At 42.8% G+C, this 20,721-nt stretch carries 19 protein-coding genes; 3 read left to right on the plus strand and 16 right to left on the minus strand.

All coding sequences use genetic code 11. The features are described 5' to 3' along the window. The first annotated feature begins 336 nt into the window (after positions 1 to 336). Positions 337 to 1,275 carry a LysR family transcriptional regulator gene (locus R8O10_RS18130; RefSeq protein WP_005377737.1) on the plus strand — a complete coding sequence of 313 codons (939 nt, stop codon included), beginning with the start codon at positions 337 to 339 and terminating at the stop codon, positions 1,273 to 1,275. A 19-nt stretch (positions 1,276 to 1,294) separates the two neighbouring features. Here R8O10_RS18130 and R8O10_RS18135 read toward each other — a convergent pair whose 3' ends face one another. From R8O10_RS18135 to R8O10_RS18150, 4 genes are all read right to left on the minus strand, one after another. After that, positions 1,295 to 2,176, minus strand: a complete 882-nt coding sequence (locus tag R8O10_RS18135; protein ID WP_318191607.1) for a YjjW family glycine radical enzyme activase — start codon at positions 2,174 to 2,176, stop codon at positions 1,295 to 1,297. A gap of 22 nt (positions 2,177 to 2,198) precedes the next feature. After that, positions 2,199 to 3,743: a YjjI family glycine radical enzyme gene (locus R8O10_RS18140; protein WP_053307064.1), complete on the minus strand. Its 1,545-nt coding sequence runs from the start codon at positions 3,741 to 3,743 to the stop codon at positions 2,199 to 2,201. Positions 3,744 to 3,955: 212 nt separating this feature from the next. Then, entirely contained in the window at positions 3,956 to 4,579 is a 624-nt protein-coding gene (locus R8O10_RS18145; RefSeq protein WP_025766704.1) for a LysE family translocator, read from the minus strand. A 200-nt stretch (positions 4,580 to 4,779) separates the two neighbouring features. Then, the gene (locus tag R8O10_RS18150) at positions 4,780 to 5,997 is read right to left on the minus strand and encodes an HD-GYP domain-containing protein (RefSeq protein WP_025766705.1); all 1,218 of its coding nucleotides are present in this window, start codon (positions 5,995 to 5,997) and stop codon (positions 4,780 to 4,782) included. A gap of 487 nt (positions 5,998 to 6,484) precedes the next feature. Between R8O10_RS18150 and R8O10_RS18155 the strand changes: the two genes are divergently transcribed. Next, positions 6,485 to 8,188: a putative bifunctional diguanylate cyclase/phosphodiesterase gene (locus R8O10_RS18155; RefSeq protein WP_005377743.1), complete on the plus strand. Its 1,704-nt coding sequence runs from the start codon at positions 6,485 to 6,487 to the stop codon at positions 8,186 to 8,188. Between the two features lie 107 nt (positions 8,189 to 8,295). Here the strand turns inward: R8O10_RS18155 and R8O10_RS18160 are convergent, their stop codons facing one another. The 5 genes from R8O10_RS18160 to R8O10_RS18180 all read right to left on the minus strand — a co-directional run bounded on the left by R8O10_RS18160 (position 8,296) and on the right by R8O10_RS18180 (position 12,627). Then, positions 8,296 to 8,769, minus strand: coding sequence for a response regulator (locus tag R8O10_RS18160; protein WP_318191608.1), 474 nt, complete (start codon positions 8,767 to 8,769; stop codon positions 8,296 to 8,298). Next, positions 8,756 to 10,093 (minus strand): sensor histidine kinase, encoded by a 1,338-nt coding sequence (locus R8O10_RS18165; protein ID WP_258497828.1) that lies wholly within the window; start codon positions 10,091 to 10,093, stop codon positions 8,756 to 8,758. The genes R8O10_RS18160 and R8O10_RS18165 overlap by 14 nt, the downstream gene beginning before the upstream one ends. 3 nt (positions 10,094 to 10,096) lie before the next feature. Beyond that, a complete protein-coding gene (locus R8O10_RS18170; RefSeq protein WP_318191609.1) occupies positions 10,097 to 11,515 on the minus strand; it encodes an SLC13 family permease in 1,419 nt (472 codons plus the stop codon). A 249-nt stretch (positions 11,516 to 11,764) separates the two neighbouring features. Beyond that, the gene (locus R8O10_RS18175; protein ID WP_017820619.1) at positions 11,765 to 12,229 is read right to left on the minus strand and encodes a GNAT family N-acetyltransferase; all 465 of its coding nucleotides are present in this window, start codon (positions 12,227 to 12,229) and stop codon (positions 11,765 to 11,767) included. 35 nt (positions 12,230 to 12,264) lie between these two features. Next, the gene (locus R8O10_RS18180) at positions 12,265 to 12,627 is read right to left on the minus strand and encodes a hypothetical protein (protein ID WP_005377748.1); all 363 of its coding nucleotides are present in this window, start codon (positions 12,625 to 12,627) and stop codon (positions 12,265 to 12,267) included. A gap of 479 nt (positions 12,628 to 13,106) precedes the next feature. On the opposite strand from R8O10_RS18180, the gene R8O10_RS18185 reads away from it, so the two are divergent. After that, positions 13,107 to 13,664: a DUF3750 domain-containing protein gene (locus R8O10_RS18185; RefSeq protein ID WP_054579458.1), complete on the plus strand. Its 558-nt coding sequence runs from the start codon at positions 13,107 to 13,109 to the stop codon at positions 13,662 to 13,664. Positions 13,665 to 13,715: 51 nt separating this feature from the next. On the opposite strand, the gene R8O10_RS18190 is transcribed toward R8O10_RS18185, so the two are convergent. The 7 genes from R8O10_RS18190 to R8O10_RS18220 form a co-directional block, all read right to left on the minus strand. Next, on the minus strand, positions 13,716 to 15,293 hold the full coding sequence (locus tag R8O10_RS18190; protein ID WP_005389121.1) for a sensor domain-containing diguanylate cyclase: 1,578 nt from the start codon (positions 15,291 to 15,293) through the stop codon (positions 13,716 to 13,718). 184 nt (positions 15,294 to 15,477) lie between these two features. Next, positions 15,478 to 15,948 carry a heme-degrading domain-containing protein gene (locus R8O10_RS18195; protein WP_053350586.1) on the minus strand — a complete coding sequence of 157 codons (471 nt, stop codon included), beginning with the start codon at positions 15,946 to 15,948 and terminating at the stop codon, positions 15,478 to 15,480. Then, positions 15,945 to 16,985, minus strand: a complete 1,041-nt coding sequence (locus tag R8O10_RS18200; RefSeq protein ID WP_042522861.1) for an oxidoreductase — start codon at positions 16,983 to 16,985, stop codon at positions 15,945 to 15,947. Before R8O10_RS18200 ends, R8O10_RS18195 begins: the two co-directional genes overlap by 4 nt. A gap of 11 nt (positions 16,986 to 16,996) precedes the next feature. Then, on the minus strand, positions 16,997 to 17,770 hold the full coding sequence (locus R8O10_RS18205) for a DeoR/GlpR family DNA-binding transcription regulator (protein ID WP_318191610.1): 774 nt from the start codon (positions 17,768 to 17,770) through the stop codon (positions 16,997 to 16,999). A gap of 178 nt (positions 17,771 to 17,948) precedes the next feature. Next, complete coding sequence (locus R8O10_RS18210) at positions 17,949 to 18,791, minus strand: phosphate ABC transporter substrate-binding protein (protein WP_318191611.1); 843 nt, start codon at positions 18,789 to 18,791, stop codon at positions 17,949 to 17,951. Next, positions 18,781 to 19,401 carry an OmpA family protein gene (locus R8O10_RS18215; protein WP_054574113.1) on the minus strand — a complete coding sequence of 207 codons (621 nt, stop codon included), beginning with the start codon at positions 19,399 to 19,401 and terminating at the stop codon, positions 18,781 to 18,783. The genes R8O10_RS18210 and R8O10_RS18215 overlap by 11 nt, the downstream gene beginning before the upstream one ends. After that, the gene (locus R8O10_RS18220; RefSeq protein WP_005377756.1) at positions 19,394 to 20,707 is read right to left on the minus strand and encodes a TolC family outer membrane protein; all 1,314 of its coding nucleotides are present in this window, start codon (positions 20,705 to 20,707) and stop codon (positions 19,394 to 19,396) included. The genes R8O10_RS18215 and R8O10_RS18220 overlap by 8 nt, the downstream gene beginning before the upstream one ends. Positions 20,708 to 20,721: the final 14 nt, after the last annotated feature.

Below are 20,721 nucleotides of genomic sequence, written 5' to 3' on the forward strand. Positions count from 1 at the left end.
TACCTTTGTTACTGAGGGATCATGAGTAAATCACCAAACAATCAACAAAACAATATCTATTTTAATTAACAAGGAACAAGTTTAATTCGTGTACAAATCAATCAACTCCTCCAAATTGATTAAAATTACATAGAAGCTTTAGAATTGAATAAATGAAAGCATTAAAGTCCAACAAAACTAAGATAAATTTCTAGACTTATAAGCACCATCAACCCTTATGCAACCCATTAAATGCATTGAGCTCAAAGAGAAACAGGCGTGTTTCCGAGATAAACAATAGTAAAAATTTGTTTCATGCTGATATACTGCCAAAAATCATAAGAAACCATGCTATTTATGGACTACATTGCTCTTTCGCGTATAAGCCTTAAACATCTAACTGTTTTACATATGTTGTTAACCACTCACAGCGTCACACTTGCGGCAGAACGCTTGTGTGTAACACCATCGAGCGTCAGTAAAACGCTCGGACAGTTGCGCGAAACGCTAAAGGATGACCTTTTTTATCGTGATGGCACTCGCTTAGTGCCGACAGCATTTGCGCTGCATATAGGCCCATCAATCCATGGCATACTCTCCAGTATGAATGGGTTATTACATCAAGGCTCTTTTAATCCGGCTTACTATCAAGGTAGTTTTTCATTAGCAATGCGTGAAAGTTCGTTTGAGCTCTTTGCGCCAGTTCTACAGCATCTGTCCCAACAACTGAGCAATCACGCGCACTTGAATGTCCATGCGAAAGAGGAAATGAGCTTCGATGCATTAGCAAGAGGTCAAGTGGATTTTTTGTTGCTTCCTCACGATCTCAGCCAACCACCCACACAAAATAAAGACTTGGTCTGGAAAACCATTTTGAAAGACGAAATGGTTTGCTTAATGAGAGCATCGAACCCACTCGCTGAGCAACCCCTATCTGTTGAAAGTTACCTTTGTGCAAGACACATCGGTATTCATGATAAAGATCTGTCACAACCTTATTTTGAGCAAAATCTCACCCAAAGGCATTCAAAGCGAAACTTGGCCATGCGTGTAGCCGACTTTGGTTCAGCTGCGGTGATGTGTCAGCACTCGGATTACTTGTTCACATGCTCCAAGCTTTGGGCAAGAGCGGCAATGCAAGCAAAAGGTTTGGTTGAACAAGCTCTTCCATTCGATTACGGACAGGTAGCCTACAGCCTCGTTTGGAACAAAGCGAGCTTAAACGATCCCGCTTTAAAATGGTTACAGCAACAATTACTCGACGCCTGCGCCATGTTAGATGCCTGTGATGCGTAAGTATAGATAAACAACGGTACTACGTGAGTACTGTCGGCACTGTGATAGGGTTACTCACGTAGCATCGAAGCTCTGATTTTAAGCGTTCGATATCATGATGAGAGCACATATCCCAAGTTAACGCCTCCCCCACTACTCCGTGATGCTGAAAGGCATTTAAACGGATAAGCACCGATTCAGGAAGAGTACTCAAGTAACGTCCAGTTGCTACGATTTCTATATCTAAATCACTTTTTTGGGGAATATGCAGTAAGCGGACCTCGTACAATTTTTCGTGCTCAACAAGGTACTGAAGGGTTTTAAATACACGATGATTATCACGCCCAGTTAGCCACTGATGCGTCTCCGTCTGCCACGCTTTCAAATCGATCATTGCGCCATCCAGAAAAGGTAGAATACGCTGCCAACCAGCAACCGCTAAAGAACCGTTACTGTCGATGAAACAAGAGAGGTGCCGTAATTCAGGATCTTGTTTTATCCCTTTAAACAGCTCAATAATGAAAGGAAGTTGTAAGGTAGATTCCCCACCGGATACAGTAACACCACTGATGAAAAAGCGATGTTTGCGTATCAAATCGAGCATTGTTACTACAGAGTAGTCAGTAATTTTTGGATTAGATTGGTTCTGACATATCTCTATACAATGATCGCAGTGGGTGCACTCCTCTTTAAGCCAAACAACGTTGTTGTTTTCGTCGAACTTCAATGCGCCTGCTGAACATTCACTCACACACTCACCACAATGATTACAATGGTTTATCGTGTGAGGATTGTGGCAGTTCAAACACTGATAGTTACAACCCTGTAGAAAGATGACTAGACGATTTCCTGGCCCATCAACACAAGAGAAAGGAAGGATACGAGTGACTTTTGCCAAAAGGCTTCCACTTCGTCTAGACATCTTGTTCTTTCCTAAACCGAACTTATGCCTGCGTGTAAGTCGGTGTTACTTCATGGCTCACCACACGTGGCGAGCGTTCTAAAATTTTGGTATTTTTTGCTGCTTCTGCACCTAGAAACGTCGTGTTGGTTCTCGAACCTTCTTTATCATGTTTCGCGACATCTGAAAGTTTGATCATGTAGCCTGTCACGCGAATTAAGTCATTTGAAGTGACATTCGCGGTAAACTCACGATAACCAGCATTTAGTGCCCCTTTACATAAATTGAACATCGCTTCTGGGTTAGATTTCACCGTTTCATCAATCGTCAAAATATCGCTGATACCCGCACGATAATACTGATGATGCTTCGCCGTTGCTTGTACATAAGTGACAGGGTCTGGCTCTGCACCATAAGGCAGACGTACACCTGGCGTAACATCATGATCTAAGCTAATGCCGCCTTGTGCATGTAAGAGCGCTTTGCCATCTAAACCATATTTCACCGGGGTTGAGTCCACCAGTTTAGCCAGTGTTGCTGAAACATCATGAGCAAAAGTATTTGCTCGATCATTTTTTCCGTATCGCCCTATTTGCCCTTCTTTTTCAAATAGAAGGTTTACCGCTTCGGCCATGCCGTAAACGCCATACATTGGCGCGAAATAGGACTCTTTTATCAACCCTTCTTGCGTCAAAAAGCCTTGAAAGAAGTTCGATTTTTCATGCAAGTGCGTGCTTCTTGCGTTTATGAGCTCGACCATTAATCGATGGTAAGAAGGCAACGCACTGTTTAAGAAGTCGTTACAGTCTGATGCTCGTTTTGCAACTTCTTTTAAATTCATTCGCACCAATGTGTTCGAGCCACCTGCTAATGGAAGCGAGTTGTAGCAACTTACAATACCAAAGCGTGAGCCGTTGTAGGCTTTCGCGTGCATTGGGTAATTGGCGATATGCGGTTTACTGCATTCACAAATGTTCTGTGTCGCTTGACGAAGTAAATCATCAGGTGTAACTGTCTCGTCGTACATAAAGGTGAGATTCGGTGCGATCTGCTTGAGCTCCGCATCTACTTTTAAAACAGTGCGACAAATAATGTTGTCTGTCGGTCCGACATTCACATGCATAAACGCATCTGGCAATGTGCGATCCAGCATGATCCAAAAATGTTTTAACTTTTTGTAAATCTGGCTCTCTGTTAGGTCGCCTATGTAAGGCAACAAGACATCATCTAACTGACCTAAGTAAACCGGAATGTTCGTTACCGAAGGAACATGATGGTAAATGATGGTAAGCATATTCAGCGCATCATCGAAATCATCAGCCGGAGACAACTCTAAATAGTCTGAGCCTTGCGATAGAAATTTAGCGTAATCAGGCAACACATAGCGAGGTTTAAACGGTGCATGACCTTCAAACATATCGCAGATGATGCCTTCATCCATTGCTTGTCTCAGTGATGGAGATACGGTCATATAAGGAATGTACGATTCCGCCTCTAAAGCTAAAAAACTCGACTTCTGTTTTGGAGAAAGACGGACGTCGGTCGCGATATCTAGCAAACGTTGTTGTAGTTTAGAAAGGCTTGTCATCTAAGATATTCCTACAAAGTAACCACAAGCCCACAAGACAAAATACGAGCTCTACCCCTAAAGAGTAACGTGATTTTACTCCTGCTTGGCTGTTGCCACTAATGAAAATAAACAAAACGTCTATTTCCATTCTGGAAATAAGACAAAGCTAAATTAGCGCATTCCAACTTACTATATGGGAAAACCTAACTGCGTACCGAAGTCTGTCTTATTTATCGGTTTGCCGTCGACAACATCACGCCTGCACCAATAAATACTCCACCAGTCAAACGATTGAACAACTTCGCTCTTCCAGCGACAAACAACCAATCGGAGGCTTTTACCCCTAACAATGCATAAAATGTTAGCCAGCTAAGCTCAAAAACCACAAATGTAGACGCGAAAATCGCGTATTGAGACAGTAGCGGTGCGGAAGGTTCTATGAATTGAGGAAACAAAGCGGTGAAAAAGACTATCGCTTTGGGATTACTAGCGCCAACAATGAAACCACTAGTGAACGCGCTAAACGCTGTCGCGGAACTTTGAGTCGTTGCCGTTTTATTAAAATCTGTCTGAGATGAGCGCAACGCTTGAATACCTAACCAGATTAAATAAGCGGCACCACACCATTTAATAATATTAAAAACCAACTCAGATGAAGCAATGACAACTCCCAGCCCGGTAAATGAGAGCGTAAGGATGATCGTAATCGCAGACAAACTGCCAAGCGCAGTCATGAAAGCAATACGAAACCCACTACTCACTCCTTTACTCAAACACAACAGTGAGCTTGGTCCTGGTGAAGCTGTGAGCACGAGAATGGCAAGAGTGTAAAAAATCCATGTATCTATTTGCATTGGCATCCCTTCCAGCAAAATGAGGTTTATAGCCCATTGTGTAGAACTATTTTATCGCCCGGTTTCTATCCATGAAGCCGAGGGCTTAATAACCATCTTGCATCTAAATAACTTAGAAAAAATTAATAGATAGTTATGCAAATAAAATACGATCTACATGCAAGGATGTAAAGCCTGTTGTATAAGCTTATCTATTTCTCTTAATCATAAAAAGGCTTAGGATCGATCTCTAACGATGAAGGCGCGATCGCTCTTTCAATTTTGTACGCACTCGTTTTTAAATCCACCATCGTGACATCAATGTATCGTTTATACTTGCGGGAGTAAAAACATTTCACTTCTGGCTTTAATGCTTGAGATTCATTTGAAGACCAAACAATACCAACACGCCCATCGTTCAACTCGACAATGGAGCCTACGGGATACATCCCAATGCAATTAATGAATTTGTAAACTAAGTCGGCGTCTAAATGAAATGGCGTTAGACTCAACAAGATTTTAAACGCTTCCGCAGAACTCATGCCTTTTTTGTAACAGCGATCAGCCGTTAGCGCATCGTAGATATCTACAATACAGCTCATACGGCCGTGAATTGGAATCTCCTCCCCCTTCAAGCCTCTAGGATAACCATTGCCATCTAACTTCTCGTGGTGCATCAAACAAACATCACGGCTTACGTCACTAAGTCCTTTTACGTGAAGGATAATCTCACCTGCGAACACTTGATGTAGCTTCATATGTTCAAATTCTTCAGGCGTTAGCTTCGCTGGCTTGTGCAAGATCTTATCATCGACTTTAATTTTACCTACATCATGAATAATGCCACCTACAGCAAGCTGTTTTAGCGTTGGCTTATCCAAGCCCAAGTACTTACCGAATGACACTAAAAGACAAGCGACATTGACGGAGTGTTCCAATAAATAAGAGTCTTTTTTTCGGAGTGCAGAGACACACTGCAACGCATCTGAGTCAATCAAAACACTTTCAATGACATCGTCAGCCCAAGCTTCTACTTCATCAACTTCAATGATTTTTCCTTCAAAAGTTTGATTCAATAGTTTCTGCGCCAAATCTTTTGCTTCGGCGATCAGCTTTTTGGCTCGCTTGTGTTGGATGTCTCTCGAACGATAAGTTCGTTGACCCCTCTTAAAATCTGAGTGTTTCTGCTCTCTCGTCTCTTTAGTGGCATCAGTTGATTCATCTACAGGCTTGAAGACACACTGCTGCGAAGATAATGTTTGATCTACCCAAACATACTTTACGCCACTTGTAGCAAGCTTCTTAATGCCTTCAGGGCTAGATATTCGCCCCGCATTGGCTAAATTGACGCGCTTGTTGTGCTCTATCGCGGTGACAAACATACCAACGCCGATATCAGCGAGCGCAATTTTGATTGAATTTTTCGGATCGTACTGCATATAAAGAAGGCTTACTCGATATTAACGTCCGCATTATAAGAGATTTGATTACTTGGCGTGATAATAAATTTGAATTGATTACAATTAATGAGCATCCTGTCAATTAATAATCGGTCGCGCTCATTAAGTCCTTTTTGTTATTATGGTTTTATCCAAGATAGCATATATACAAATGACGTTAGAAAACAGCACATTGATACCGACACAACTGAAAATAACTTTAGGATAATTATTCATAAATATTTATAGATTGCGGACGGCATCAATAACTGTATTTTATAAATGATTTTTACTGTTGACTATTTTTTATAAATGTCGATGATTAGCCGCCTAATCTTAGTATGTTATTAACCTAGTAGCGCATAAAATGATAGCCAAACAATTTGAACTGACACTTTTGTGATTGTAATGTACGCCAGCAGATCCACTCTATGTTATCAACCCCAACACTCATCTCTGATGCTAAAAGGCTCGAGGAGGAAATATCTTGACCACCATATTTGACCAACAAGTCTCAGATAGTGACCGAGAGTTCCTAAAAATCGTCGAAGAACGATTCATTCATATCTTCGATGTATTTAACGAAGGCCTCTTTTACATGGATGAGTTTGGCACCATGGTATTTTATAACAAGGGCTTTTATGAGCAGCTTGGTATCAACGCTGGTCGAATCAGCTTAGAGCAATGGTTAGACCTTGTTCACCCTCTCGATCGAGAAAGACTCTCCACTCGGGTCGATGCTCACATCATTACCAACAACACGAGGGTCACAACGACCTACCGCGTGCGTAAACCCAATGGACAGTACGTCTGGATTGAAGGCGTAGCCATGACCAAAGAAACAGAACATGGTCATTATATGGTTGGTAGCCACCGTGATATTTCTGAACGCAAGCTGATGGAAAGCTACATTCATCAAGTCGCATTTCATGACAATGCGTCAGGTATGGCTAATCGCGCCCATCTCTTGCTGGATATTGAAGATAGTGTGCGAGCCACTGATTCTTGTGCATCTATCTGTTACATTCAGATAGAAGAGATTAAATCTTACTTAAATCAATATGGCAGCGAGTTGGTCGATGGGTTAGTGGAAAAATTGCTACAAACTCTCAGTCACCTACCTTCTCCAAATAGTTCTGTATATCGCGTACATGATGATGACTTTGCGATTTTGATTCACGATGAATGCTCGGTAGAAACGCTGCAAAGTTATGCCGAAAGTTTAAAGGAAACCTACCACGAGGCAGTGATTGAAGAGGGCCAATACTTAGGAAGTAACATTAGTATTGGTTTGTATCCTTGCATAGATCCAAGTCACTCAGCAGAGGAAATATTACGTAAAGCAGCACGAACTTGTCAGTACGCAAGCGAGCAGAATAAAGACCGTGTTGCGGTTTACAGTGAGAAAACTCAGCATGCCGTAGACCGTTATTTCTTTATTGAGCAAGGTCTAAAAAGTGCACTTGAAAAACAGACATTAAGCGTTAAGTTTCAGCCAATTATTGACGCCAAAAGCTCAAAAGTAGTGAGCTTCGAATCTCTGGTTCGCTGGCGTAGCAAAGAGTTTGGCGAAATTTATCCAGACGAATTCATCCCCGTCGCAGAAAACAAAGGTTTGATTGTCGAACTCGGATATCAAGTCTTTGCCAAAGCGTGTGAATTTATCAAAAACTACCGTGAGCGTTACCAAAACCAAGTTCGTGTCAACGTGAATGTTTCTGTACTCCAGTTAATGAATAGTGAATTCCCTGCGCGAATTAAAGCCATGGCGGATGAGGTTGGTGTCGATCCTGAGTCTATTGTGTTGGAACTAACAGAAACGTTTATTTTGGATAATAATCAGACAGCCATTGCCCCTCTGAATACCCTCAGGGAACTAGGATTTGCACTCTCTCTGGATGACTTTGGATCTGGTTACAGTTCATTAAATAGCTTCTTCGACCTCCCGATGACACAAATCAAAATTGATAGGTCGATGGCGTGGAAAACACTAACCAACCGCTCTTCACAAGAATATCTGAAGTTTCTTATCACTATGTGCCAGGAAAATAATATTGAAGTAGTGATTGAGGGAATTGAAGACGCCAAAATGTGTGAATTTTTTACCGAAATGGGCGTCGATTATCTGCAAGGTTATTGGTTCTCTAAGCCACTTTCTGTTGCCAGTGCAAGCCGCTATTCGTTGAGTTAAGCATACTAGAGCAATATTCCGCACGGCCACGTTAAACATGCTGAACTATTCACTATAGATTTCAGACACTAACTGGCCGTGACGAAAACAAAGCTTAATGCCCCCTATTAACGTAGGCGTTCAAACACCACACTCTGATCTAAATGTTCGTGATACTGAGTGTAATCTAAGCCCACATCAAAGATATATTGGGTCACCAGGTTTCTAACGCACTCTATTAATTGGCTTGCTTGCCATGGTTTTTCAAAGTAGCGGTCAATGCCTGCGGAGTTGATCGCATTAATCGTATCGGTGTGCGTCGCTTGCCCGGTAAGAAGCACTTTCCTCGTAAAGCCAAAACGACCGTCTTTTGATACATCGGTCAGCAGATCTACTCCCGTTTTACCTGGCATCACATGATCGGAAATAATCAATGCGATCATCTCGCCTTCTGCATCAAATTCATCCATCAGTTCTAGAGCCTCACCTGCTGATTCGCAGTCTTCGATATTCAACCACTGATTTAACGGCTCTAAATCTTGTAGAACCGCGCTTAGTACCTCTCGTTGGTCATCAACGCAAATTACATTAAGCTTCTCCATGTTCACCCTCTACTGGTAACTTGATTCTAAAAATCGTTTTTTCACTGTCGCTCTTCACTACAATAGAGCCGTTATATCCGGCGATAATGCGCTTCACAATCGACAGACCTAACCCTAAACCAAACGACAATCCCCCCTTTTTAGTGGTGAAGTTTGGCCGGAAAATTTTTCTACGTGTCGCTTCATCAATTTCTGGTCCGTTGTTAGCAATCGTGACCAAAATTTTACCCTTACTCTCCCGAGTATGTATTTCGATACCGGGTTTCTCCGTTTCACCAAGTGCATCGCACGCATTCTTTAAGATATTTACCCAAACTTGGACGAGTTCGGTTTGAGAACCAATAAAAGCAGGTAAATCCGCAGGGCTAAAACGAACACTCACTCGTCTTAAGTCACTTTGCAATAGAGCTAAGGCGCGATTGATTGAATCATTGATGTTAATCGCTTCATCCAAGTCGATATCCGTGCGCCCCAATTGTTTTACGGATCGCACAATGCCAACGGTATGTTTAGAGGCGATGCGTAAGTCATGAAGATCTCGCCCCATTTGCCAGAATCGTATCGCTTCTTCTGGTCTTTTTAGCCAATGTTCTGAAAGGAAGTTGTTTGGAACGGCGCGTGCAAGATCACGAGCAATCTCCTTGGTTAAACCGTAGTATTTTTCGAAGTGGCGCCCCCGCTTTCTCGCTTCGCAAGAAGAGACTTTCTGCCCTTGCATTAAACCAAAATCAAAAAATTGACTCGCTTCCGGATGAACTTCTTCAAGCAGCTCCATGATAACTGTCTCTAGCCGTTCTGATTTACTGCTTACCACGCCTATCGCATTGTTCAACTCATGAGCAATACCCGCTGCAAGCTGCCCCAACGTTGTCATTTGCTCTGCGGTATGAAGCTTTTGTAGTGCTTTTTCTTTAGCCAATGCCTCTTGCATTGCGCGCCGTTGACGACGAGATAATTCGTTAACCATCACAGGCATAAATTGTGTCGTCAATGGTCCGTATGTCGCCTCTTCCACGGCGGGCGTATCACGCTGTATCCAAGCCAATTCAACATCGGTTTGAGCAATCACTGTCGAAGAGGCAGTCCACGTACCAGAAAAGAAACTATGTACGCCAATAAACGCACCTTGAGACGCAGAAAATACCTGAATCGGTTTCTTGTCATCTTCCGCGTAATACCCCGCCAGTTCTCCCGACAGCACATAGTACAAGCGATCGTTGTAGCCAGCTTGCTCAATAAGCACCGACCCGGATAAAACCGTTAATCGGCGTTCAAGGTGATTAAAGTAGCGTTGTACTAACGCGTCTAACTTCGTTTCGTACATGGGTTATCCAATATGCCCAACAGTATGTAAAATCCACACCATCACAAAACTGAGTAATACGCCAATCACGCCTAGCACGGCACCGATACGAGCCATTTGGCCGCTCTCGACATGCCCTGTTGCATGAGCTAACGCGTTTGGTGGCGTACTGATTGGTAACGACATACCGAGTGAAGCAGCAAATGTCACGACTAAGATCAGAGTAACTTCACCGCCGAGAGGCGTTAGCGAAGCCATAGAAGTACCTAACGCAGCCATAATCGGCATCAGCAAGTTTGCGGTGGCTGTATGCGACATAAAGTTTGCCATTAACAAGCACAAGAAAGCCGCACCAAACAAGACAACATATGGCGAGAACTGATCAAACGGAATGCTGTGTACCACCAGCTTCCCAAGCCCGGTTTTATCTAGAGCAAGGCCCAGAGCAATACCGCCTGACACCAACCAAAGCACATCCCAAGAGATTTTCTTCAAGTCTTCTTTGTTGATGATGCCCGTCAATGAGAACACTGCGACCGGAATTAATGCTACTGTGTAAGAATTCATTCCATGTGCAGAACCCATCAACCAAAGAATAATCGTGCCGGCAAAGGTGACGTAAACCATTATTGCTTTGGGTGTTTTCAAAAACTTGCTTTTAATGTTCAGATCGATGGTGGTTTGTTCGGCTTTATATAAAAAGCCAATCAGAAACCAGGCTAACGCCATCATCACAATAACGAATGGCACACCAAATACCATCCATTCACCAAACGTAATTAAGTTGTCACCAACCAAATATTTTAGGGCGATGGCATTCGGTGGCGTGCCGATTGGAGTACCAATGCCACCAATGTTGGCCGCAACAGGAATACACAAAGCGAATGCAATTCGACCTGGGTCTTTAGGCCCGAAAACTGCTATCACAGGGGTTAAAATGGACAACATCATCGCTGTTGTTGCGGTGTTTGACATAAACATGGAAAAAACAGCTGTGATCAGCATCAACCCCAGCATAACGAACTTTGGTTTTTGTCCAAATGGTTTGAGTAACACTCGGGCTAAGTTGACATCTAACCTGTACTTTGTCGCCGCCATAGCCAAAAAGAAACCGCCGAGGAAGAGCATGATAATCGGACTAGCGAAGGTCGCCATTATCTCGTTATATTGTAATAGCTCACCAAAATGTGGCTGCCCTTCTTGCAAACGAAAGAGCACAATACCTTTATTTGATACAAGCAATAGCTCTAGGACAATGATCACAACCGAAGTGGCGTAGATTGGAATTGGCTCGAATACCCAGCAAAGTGCGGCAAGCAAGAAGATTGCAATCACTCTTTGCTGGACGATAGTAATGCCATCAAATGGGAACGCAGAGAGAGGCATCAACCAAACAAGCAATGGTATCAATGTTGGAACAACGTATTTGAGATAAGGGCGCATAGTACTACTTCTCTTCCTGAGATGGTTAGCCAGACACATTTGGCGTTTGGAACGCTATTACCCGCCGCAAAACCAAAACTTTCAGACTGTTTTTTAAGCCTTCAGAGACGAAATGCGGTAATGGCGTTCCAGAGAAGATTATGTACACTGTTTTCAAACAAAACGTTGGTGCGAGATCAATGAACTCGTTTTCACATTGGAAAACATTTTATATCTGTGTTCAAGCTCACTAAATGCTCACTATTTAAGTTAAATATACTTTTCCATCATAAAGTTAGTTAAGGTTTCTCCCCTAACCTCAACACGTTGTCGAGACTTAACTGTGAAACCCATTTTCTCGTAAAAAGGTCGGGCGGTAATACTCACTTCAGAATACAGTCGTTTTATCCCCTGTACTTTCGCCTGTGAAAAAAGAAAAGACATCAAATCACGACCAACACCTTGTCCTTGGTATTCATGATGGCAAAAAAAATGATCAATCAAGCCGTCACCTTGCAAATCACAATAGCCAACGACCTGCCCTTCTATCTCCGCGACGTAGGGTTGAATATCGTCCATTTTGCGTTGCCACACATCGAGGTCAAAATCTGATGGTGCCCAAGCGGAAACTTGTGATTCCGTATAATCACGACGATTAATGATTCGCACAGTATGGTAAAAGAGTGCCCACAGTGTTGGGGCATCCTCGGTGCGATAGCAGCGTATTGAGAGCATCAATTTCCTCATTCCTATTCAATAAATACTAAGCATTAACGCAAAGTGATACTAGTGAACTCATCATTTTCAATGCCAATCACTAAAGGCTTCCCAATCTGATCACTGTTCATCAATACGGTAGTATTCAGCTCACGGCTTGATCTGCGTATATTGCTTTTTCTTATGATATGAATATTCACAATATAATCGGAATACTCCTTTGTGATTCCGCCGGAAAATTCTACGTGCTCACTTTCATTGTCTCGGACAACATGAAATTTTCGATTGGCTTGAATATCAGTACTGATGGAGGAGTCGCCATAGCTCAGCACAACGGACGTTGGTTCGCTATCTTGATTGGCAAAACAGCCAAATGCGAACATGCTTAATGCGAGTATACTTTTTGATTTAAACATTAATTATTCTATTTCTAGTTATTTTTCTGCTATTTGCATGACCAAACAGCACTTGTTCTGTGAGCGCCTATTGTGCCATAGCTGAACGCTGACTCTAAACGCGCAAAAAGATGAGCGATGAAAATTCCGCCCAAAACAAGCAAATGTGAGACAATGTGAGGGCCCCAAACTCACTCAACCAGTCAAAATCCACTGTAAACCTCTGTTTTTTAATGCTTTAAATTTATTTAGCCGTGTAAGGAATACATACAACCTCTTACTTTTTCATACGCAACTAGACGAATAGTTAGAGAAATACGGCATCGTCTATGCCACATGTTACAAATCGGCTTACCTTATTATTACGTATGAACTTGAATTATGGCACTAACTTCCCTCTCTCTTTTAATAAGGAGAGGATTTCAACAATCAGACTTGCCACGTTTTTATAGCTAAAATCAATAGAGCGTTACCAGCATCGGTTGGTCTAGGAGCAATAAATGAAAGACCCTCTCAACTTTACTCACCATGTAAAAATTTGGCTCATGTCAATCGCGGTTATGCTGGGTGGATGCACTCAAGGAGATTGGCGTACCGCTAGCAGAGAACCTGCGGGTATCGCACCCGATCCTTCCAATGTTAAGCATGCTGTGATTGAGTTTTACGCCGCAGACGCGTTTGGTTGGCGAGGCTGGTTTGCCGTTCATACATGGTTTGCAATAAAGCCTGAAAATGCGAACGAATATACAGTGTATGAAGTAGTCGGCTGGAGAGTGAATCGCGGACAACCCGCTCTATATCAGTACCAAACTGGGACGCCAGATCGATATTGGTATGGTGCAAAACCAGAAAAGATCCTCTCCATACAAGGTGAAAAGGCCCGCCAGCTTATCCCTAAAATACAAAGTGTTATTAGCCAATACCCTTGGGCTGAAGAATATACGCTGTTTCCAGGGCCAAATAGCAATACATTCCCGGCTTGGGTGGGTAAACAAATTCCAGAATTAGAGCTGAACTTGCCGTTTCGCGCAATTGGTAGCGGTTACGCCAGCGATTAACAGCAAAAATTAGTCACTGGCTCGTTTTATGTTCAGCATAAAGCGCAATATCTATTGTGCGTCGTCACCCAACTCCGTTCTATTTCTTCCATTATGTTTCGCTTTATACAGTGCATTATCGGCGTCTTTCATTACCGCTTCAATTGGTGTGTCATTGCCTTTCCAGTGAGAAACGCCCAACGAAACCGTGACCTTACCAACCACCTGAAAGTCATGTTGTTCCACGTTGTGTCTAATACGCTCTGCAACATCCATAGCGTGGTTTACGTCTGTTTTTTCCAAAAACATCATAAACTCTTCACCGCCAGAACGACACAGGTGATCATTAGAGCGAGCTTGGTCTTTCATTAACTGCGCAAACTCTCTAAGTAAGTTGTCACCCACGTCATGGCCATAGTTATCGTTTACGCTCTTAAAGTGGTCAATATCTAGCGCCAAAACAGAGAACGCGGTATTTTCCTGCTTAAACAAACCAAGAACTTTATCTAATCCACGTCGATTCAATAATCCAGTCATCGAATCTGTTAATGTATCCAGTTGCAGCTTATCAATGGTTTTTGACACGATACCAAATGCTTTAAGAAAACTAAGCTTCAAATGTGAGACCTCAAAATACCAAGACTTAACCAGTTTGAGATCATCGATAGATGATGAATGTTCTTCGACACCTCGCACAGCACCCGCTAACTGCCAAAGTGGTCTAGAAATAAGAAGGGACAAGAACCAAATTAGCAACAAAGTTAATAAACCAATTGGAATCGACTTAAGGAAAACATTCCACATCTGTTCATCTAGCACAGATAACGTCATCGATTTCGGGCGCTGAGCAACAATTCCCCATCCTGATGACTTTACTGGCGCATAACCAGCAAGCATTTCGACGCCGCGAGAGTTAACAATTTCTTTGTTGCCGCTCTGCCCCATCGTCACCGCTTTGATTGCTTCATTATCGTCGATTACTTCACCAACCCTCGATTGATCTGGGTGATAAATCAGAGTGTTACTCTCATCGACAACGTAAAGGAAAGAACCATCTTTGTATGCGTGCTGGCTGAGTAACTCTGCGAGAATATTTTCTTTTTCTAGATAAATAGTGCCGCCGATATAACCTAAATATTCATTAGATTGAGAAAATATAGGGTATGAGATGGTTAACAAGTAATTTCCAGCGGGCGATATAAATGGTTCAGTAACAACTGGTGCTTGAGCGTTTAAAGATTGGCGTTTTCTTTCACCCACTAACCTTACACCTTTCACCTGAAGTGTTTCAGGTGATACAGAAATAATAACCCCTTTTGCATTAACGACAACCACAGAGTTAAATGATTTGGTTTGCGTTCTTAATCTCTCAGCCTCTTTATCAAGAAGCTGAGCGTCATGCATCTTGTCTTTTAGCACGTTCGCACTGTATTTTAGCTGCGACATTGAGCTTTCTATGAAAGAGTCTGTCATTTCAGACATTTTTTGGGCGTAAACACGGTTTGATTCTAACGTGTTATTGATGATGAGATCCCTTTGAACACGATAAATCGAGTAGAATGCGTTGATCAAAGTGACAAGCACACTGAACACACATAGGGTGACAATAAGATTTCTAAGATTGAGTTTTTCTTTTCTTCTAAAAGACATTGCCAATGGCCAACTTTGAAGGCTTTCTATATGAATGAGCGTATAGGTTATATGAAATTGATTTGATTTTCAGGTAGTAAGTTGGGATCAATGTTAATATTTGCTCACATTAAAGAACACTTTATGAGCTAAAAAGAGAATTCAGTAGCACGATAAAGAACCGTGCTACTTTCATATTTGGCGTTTAAGAGGGTTTTGTCTCTATCATCGTTTTTAATATATCCACAACTAGCTGATGATCATCTAACTGCGGTAAACCCGATACCGTCACAACCCCAACCAAACCAGACCCAGAAAGCCGAATTGGGAACGCGCCACCATGAGCACAGTACTCACGAGCATCGAGATGAGGCTGATTTTCGAAATCACGTTGCTTTTGCTTGTTGTACAGAGAAAGATAGTAAGAGCTGTGGCCATACCTTAATACTGAGTTTCGCTTCCTACGGACCCAATCTAAATGATCAGCGCAGGTTCCTGCCATCGCGTATTGAAATAGCGTTTGTCCAAAGCCGTAAACCTCAATAGCAACAGCCGCGCCGCGAGCTTCAGCCTCTTCTTTTAGAGCGAGGCCGATAGACCACGCAATATGGTGATTAAATTCCGCCAACTGAAGTTCATGCTCTTGCAGGGCCACGAGTTCAAGCGTCAAACTCATGGTTTCACCTGAATCGTTTTACCCGTTTTACTGCTTTCCAATGCCATCTCAATCAGAGCGATATTCTGTACTGCTTGAGCGGCAGGAACCGGGTTATCAGTGCCCAAACGAATGGCGTCTGCCACACCAACAAAGTAAGCTTGGTACTCGCCTCTCTCCGTTTTGATAGTTTGCGCACCGTCTTCGTCGTAACGGACGCCGTATAACACCTCATCTTCTTCCGACCAAGCATCGTTTTCCGGCAAACGGCCTTCTTTTAAGTAGCCCTCTTGAGGATCTAATCCAAACTTTTCATATTTAGCTTCCGTACCCAATACTTTGTAGCGGAGATTCGGCTCTGGGCTATACAAGTTTGAATGCAAGTGCACAATATGCTCAGGGTAATGAAGTATCAAGTTGTAATAATCAATCGTCGTCGCGCCCGGACGCATCATTCGACATTGTGCGTCTATCGCATCTGGCAAGCCAAACAACACCAATGCTTGATCGAGAAGATGAGGAGCAAGGTCGAATAGAATACCACCGCCATCTTGAGCCTGCTCTCGCCATCGTTGACGAACTTCAGGGCGGTAACGGTCAAAGTGTGACTCAAACAGCTTTATATCACCTAACTTACCTTGTTCGATAAGAGATTTAACCGTGAGAAAATCTCCATCCCAACGTCTATTGTGAAAAACGCTCAGCACTAGACCTTTCTCTTCCGCCAAGGCGATAAGTTCATTACCGTCTTCTATACGAGTAACAAACGGTTTCTCGACGATGACGTGTTTCCCATTGTTCAACGCACGCTTTGCAAGTTCGTAATGTACGTCATTTGGCGCAGTAATGATTACGAGCTCTGCATCACTATCATCGAGTAAAGTATTCGCATCAGAAAACCACTTAGCATCTGGCCAATCATTTTGAACCGCCTCCTGTTGACGAGAGCTTATCGCGCTCAGCGTTAAATTTGGTAGCGCTTTAATGAAGGGTAAATGAAACGTTTTTGCTGAATATCCGTAACCAATCACAGCGGTTTTTACGGGATCGTAAGCCATTCTAAGATTCCTTATTTCGGTGACACAACAATACATTCAATATCATTGTGATCGAGGAGTTGTTGAAAATCTGATTGAGGGGGATGATCGGTAATAATGATGTCGATCTTTGACAAATCACATACGTGGTGGAAATTGTCGCTACCAATTTTTCGGGATTCACAAACGACGATGACCTGCTGAGCTTGAGCAATCATCGCTTGTTTCAATGTTGCTTCTAACAAACTATTTGTTGTCAGCCCTCGGGATGACAATGCACACACGCCAATGAACGCTTTGTTCACGTGATAATGCTGCATTTGCTGCTCTGCTTGCGCCCCTAAAACTGCTCTGGCATAAGGGTCAAAGTGTCCGCCTAAGAAATGAACGTCCATTGTGTAGTTTGTCTCAGCAGCGGTCAGCACATCAATGCTGTTAGTGACAACGTTGAGCTTGTTTTCTCCACAACGCGCTTTTCCTGCATAGAGTGGGAGCAGAGACAAAATGGTGCTGGTATCAATAACAAGATGGTCGCGCTCATCCAACAACGCTGCGGCAGCTTGAGCTAGTCGATGTTTAACGTCACTCACGGGTCGACTCGCGTATGCCTCGGTATGGGAAGAGATCGGCGCAAGCATGACACCACCTCGTATTCTTTGTAACCCAGGTTGCTGACTCAACTTAACTAAGTCTCGGCGAGCTGAATCTCGCGAGATACCAAAGTACTCACAAACTTCAGACAACGTTACTTTGTTTTGCTGCTCCAGCTTCGCTCTGAGCGCTACGAGTCTTTCTTCTTGTGTCATGACTTAAATTCACTTAAGTGGTTTTAAGCAAACTTGCCACAATAATAGAAAAATTACCAACAAAACCACTTACAACCAACTCAATTGACCAAAGGTTAACCAAAGATAAATGAGCAGCAAGGCAAAACTTCCTAGGACGGTACGTTCACTCAAGCCCACATAGTTAGGCGTATGAAGTTTATTTATACCCGTTTAAAACAACTGGCTCATCTAGCCCTAACTTCACTCTATTTCTTTTAATAAGCGCTTTTGGTAGTGGAATAAACCCAGCATTTCGTATCTGTTGTGTATTGTTGTCGGTTGTAAGGAGTTCAAATAGCTTTGATTTTTTGATCTTCTGATTAGTGTCGAATTGTTTATTTATATAAACGTAATAGACCACGGAAAATGGATAGCGAAGAGAATAGATGCAATCTGTGCTCAAAGAGCATGAGTCATCATTATGATGAACAGAGAGAGCCTTGTAGCTCGACCACTGTTCTGAGTATTTAAAATCGGAGTATCGCATATAAGCTTTGGCTGACAAGTCGTCGCTTAAAGCCCGTTTCAATCGGTCTTCATCAAGCATTTGAATCGATGATTGACAACCATTAGAGCTCACATCTGGGTTACTTAAACGCATCTCCCCGAAAGCATACGTATTTGCATCACAGCGTTTCAATTCACTAACGGAAACACTATCTACCGTACTCTTTTGACTATTGATTACGACAATAGCGTTTGCCATTAAAAACAAACGTGTAGGCCTGTGGCCTCTTTCTCGTTGAAATCGGGAGATGTTTTCATCTGACCATTTCTTAGATGTGATCGCAATAGAGGCTCCGTCATTTAGCATGTCGTTAAAACCACCAGACTGAGATGCAAGCGCTACATTTACACGTGGCTCATCTATCAATGTTTCTATCGTTTCTAGTATCTCTGGTTCGACAAAAATCGATGTTCGAGCCTCAGAGTCAGAAAATGCCAGCGGTGAAATCAAACATGAAGTTAGAGCAAGGAAAGGCAAGACTTTAATTTTCATAATTCAACTCCAACTTCGAATTAGGTGTCAACTCGCTGTCCGAACTAAATATAGTCCACGCTTGTTCAGTACTTTCAGCTTTCGTGTTTACAACAGCAATTGTGCGCCTTTCCCGTTTTTTTAGTTGTACCGTCAATGCCGTATTCTGATAAAACTCTTGCTCTTCAATTCGATTGTCTTGAATGCCGTTTCTCACTAGCAATTCTCGTATAGCTGCCGTTCTTTTCTTTGCCAACGCTTTGTTGTATTCGAGTGACGCTTCAGGGCTTGTGTCTCCTATCAGTATGACTTGCGCATTTGGGTTACTCTGAAGCAATGCTTTCAACTCGCTTAGCGGCATATCATGAGATGACGTTACCTGATGCTCATCCATCGCAAAGAAAAAACTGATCAGGTGTGTCTGCGAGTCGTTGACCCAATTCGCACAGCCTTCACTGTCAACAACGACACCTTTTGGCGTATCTGCGCAGTTATCTCGTTGGTTTATCACGCCATCACTATCATTGTCTTTAAGGTCGTTGTACTGGTAAGTGGTCAACGTCGTATTCGGTGATTCAGCACAGCCTGCTAACATAAAAACTAGAAGACTCGTCACTGCGAATTTATCCATTATTGTTCTCCTTCCAGTTCTCTGGATACTCAACTCGCAACGCATAAGTCAGAATCCCCATCGAGTTGAATAAACGGTAAGTGGCAACCAAATGATCGTACTTTGTTCGGGTATAGTTCCGTCTCGCAACAAACGTTTCAACTTTGGCATCTAATACATCTAACAAACTGCGTCGCCCTACATTGAACTGCTGGATGTACCCTAATTCAGTTACTTTCGCCGCATCAACGTTGACTTTTAAAAACTCCATTTGCTGTTGAAGCAATGTATGTGCGTCCCATGCCAGCCTTACACCTTCATTCGCATCTAGTTCTGCATTTGCTCGAATAGCCCTCGCCTCCTCTACTCGCCAGGCAGATGACTCCACTCGGGAGTCTGTAGAAAAGCCGTTAAAAAGATCGTAGTTGACCGTCAGCATAACCTTTGCATCTTCGTTAATGCCTTCAATATTATCCACGTTGTCTGTTTTGTTGGCTGACAGCTCAAGCTTGAGCTCTGGGTAGTAATCCCCCTTTTCTCTTTTTACTTCATGTCGAGCCGCCTCTAAATCTTTCATCGCCGACTGTATGGATGGGTGCAACCTAACCGCTTGTTTGAGTGCTTCGTCAAGCTTATTCGGAAGCAATTCCTGCGGGTAAACAGGCTCAACTAAGTTTTGCGGCGCTCGACCAACCAAACGTACAAATCTTGTTCTAGCATCGGAAAGATTGTTTTGGGCGGCAATCAATGAGGACTGTGTTGTCGCGACACGCGAAGAAACCTGCGCTAAGTCGGAGTTGCTGGTTAAACCTTTTTCTTTTTTATCTAGAATGAAACGGTAGATCTCTTGGTGTTCATTTAGGTTTCTTTCTGTCAGTTTCATCAACTCTCGGGCATGTAAAACATCCACATACGCTCTGACAGTATCTAATGCAACATTTTCCGCAGATGCCAATAAGTCCAAGCGTTCAGCTTCAGCCTCGTAAGATAGGCGATCAACATCAGCACTTGTTTTAAATCCATCAAATAACAGTTGGGAGATTCTTACGCCCATCTCCGTTCTTTCTAATGTTCTATCTTCACTGTCGATGTAGTTTCCGTTGTTATATCGAGTACCTTCGTACCCTGCTGCTGCATACAAATTAACCTGAGGAAGAAATGAACCATTTATGGCATTTCGGTCTCGTACCATCGACTCATAGCGAGAATAGCGAGCAAGCAAACTGGGGGAGCTATCGAGAGATAACGTAACTGACTCTTCTAAAGTCAAAGCGTTTGGCGACGATGATACTGCAAACAAGACCAATAACGTTGATTTAAGCCGCATCTTATATCCTTATG

Origin of the sequence: Vibrio sp. 1727 (genome assembly GCF_033344415.1) — a bacterium.
Taxonomy (GTDB): domain Bacteria; phylum Pseudomonadota; class Gammaproteobacteria; order Enterobacterales; family Vibrionaceae; genus Vibrio; species Vibrio alginolyticus.